The 1,188-nt window shown below is 69.6% G+C and carries 2 protein-coding genes; both read left to right on the top strand.

Features of this window, described 5'->3' with window-relative positions:
- The first annotated feature begins 80 nt into the window (after window positions 1-80).
- Window positions 81-662 carry a molybdopterin-guanine dinucleotide biosynthesis protein B gene (gene mobB, locus CF70_RS03455; RefSeq protein ID WP_035860363.1) on the top strand — a complete coding sequence of 194 codons (582 nt, stop codon included), beginning with the start codon at window positions 81-83 and terminating at the stop codon, window positions 660-662.
- Between the two features lie 42 nt (window positions 663-704).
- Window positions 705-1,160, top strand: coding sequence for a putative zinc-binding protein (locus CF70_RS03450; protein WP_035860361.1), 456 nt, complete (start codon window positions 705-707; stop codon window positions 1,158-1,160).
- Window positions 1,161-1,188 lie beyond the last annotated feature (28 nt).

Raw genomic sequence — 1,188 nt, 5'->3', positions numbered from 1 at the left:
GGGGCGCATTCCACCCCTGCGGAATGCGCCCCGCGCTTCGCCAGTCCGTCTGCCCGGACGCCTTTCATGGGAGCACAGTCATGCAACCCGCCATCATTGGCATCGCCGGCACCTCCGGCAGCGGCAAGACCACGCTGATCACGGCCATGCTCGCCTGGTTTCGCCAGCAAGGGCTGACCGTCAATGTCATCAAGCATAGCCACCATCCCCTCGAACTCGAGCCGCCGGGCAAGGACAGCGCGCGCTTTCGCCAGGCCGGCGCCGGCGAGGTACTGGTGGCCTCGCCATTCCGTTTCGCCATCCTGCACGACCTGAACGGCGCGCCGGAGCCCACCTTGCGCGAGCAGGTGGCGCGCCTGGCGCCGGCGGACCTGACCCTGGTGGAAGGGTTCCGCAGCGAAGCCATTCCGCGCATCGAGGTATATCGGCCGGCGCACGGGCGCGCGCCCTACTACCCGCGCGACGCGTCCATCGTCGCGGTGGCCAGCGATGTGCCGCTCGATATCGGCATGCCGTGCCTGCCGCTCGACCAGGCTGCCCAGGTGGCGCGCTTTATTCTCAGGCTGTGCGGGCTTGACGGCGCTGCCGCGCCGCGTGGCGAACGCCACGCCGCTTTGTCCACGGGCATCGCGCGATGCGTGCCGTCGGCGACCGCTTCCTGAGGACGCTCTCTCATACCGATCATCAAGTCCGGAGGTATCTCAATGCCCAAGGCTGGCACCACATCCTTGCCCCTCGTCTACGCCTGCTCCGGCTGCTCCAGCGTGGCGCAGCTCGCCAACGCCTTCGCCGTGCGGCTGGACCGCGGCGGGATGGCCGAGATGTCCTGCATCAGCGGGGTTGGCGGCGGTGTTGCCGCGCTCACCAGGGTCGCGCGTTCGGGCCGCCCGATCCTGGCGCTCGACGGCTGCCCGCTGGCCTGCGTGAAAGCCTGCCTGGCCGGCGCGGGCGTGGAACCCGACCAGCACCTCGTGCTCAACCGCCTGGGCGCCACCAAGCGGCAGCATGGCGAATGCAGCGAAGCGGAGGCTGGCGCGGCCTGGCAGGCAGTGACGTCGGCGCTGTCGGCCATCAAGGATGCGTCGCCCCCGTCCGCTGACAAACCGGCGGCATTGGCCGAGGCCGAGGCCGACAAGATGCGCCAGAACAGCCTGGAATAACGACGGCTGCGACTCCCTCTCCCCTCAC

The sequence above is a fragment of the Cupriavidus sp. SK-3 genome, from assembly GCF_000611145.1.
Lineage (GTDB): Bacteria > Pseudomonadota > Gammaproteobacteria > Burkholderiales > Burkholderiaceae > Cupriavidus.
This window is presented reverse-complemented; position numbering and strand designations above follow the sequence as displayed.

Excerpts from the sequence above, each read along its gene's own strand:
- mobB (WP_035860363.1), top strand. The coding sequence starts at position 81 with ATGCAACCCGCCATCATTGGCATCGCCGGCACCTCCGGCAGCGGCAAG.
- CF70_RS03450 (WP_035860361.1), top strand. The coding sequence starts at position 705 with ATGCCCAAGGCTGGCACCACATCCTTGCCCCTCGTCTACGCCTGCTCC.